Origin of the sequence: Staphylococcus sp. EG-SA-14, from assembly GCF_017151935.1 — a bacterium.
Lineage (GTDB): Bacteria > Bacillota > Bacilli > Staphylococcales > Staphylococcaceae > Staphylococcus > Staphylococcus aureus.
Window position 1 is genome coordinate 1 of sequence record NZ_JACVZM010000114.1, and the last position, 245, is coordinate 245.

General features: G+C 32.7%; 1 pseudogene. It reads left to right on the plus strand.

Annotated features, from left to right (window positions below):
- Positions 1-119: 119 nt before the first annotated feature.
- Positions 120-245, plus strand: a pseudogene (locus tag IDG63_RS14565) (anion permease); the annotation flags it as partial.

Here is a 245-nt window from a genome sequence, read left to right on the forward strand (position 1 = left end):
TTTTATTTCATGATTTATGATGGCATACGTAATGTTGATCAATGAAACGGAATAGTATAGAAATGTATTTTATGTGATGTTACGTAATGACTTAAATCTTTATACAAATTTTCAGTGAAGCACGCAAAATGGGTGCATTTCTTGTTTTCACAGAATTCCAAGGTAATTTAATTACTGCGGCTATGTTTTTAACTGCAATGGCCGGTAACCCCCTTGCACAAAATTTAGCATCTAGCACATCTAAT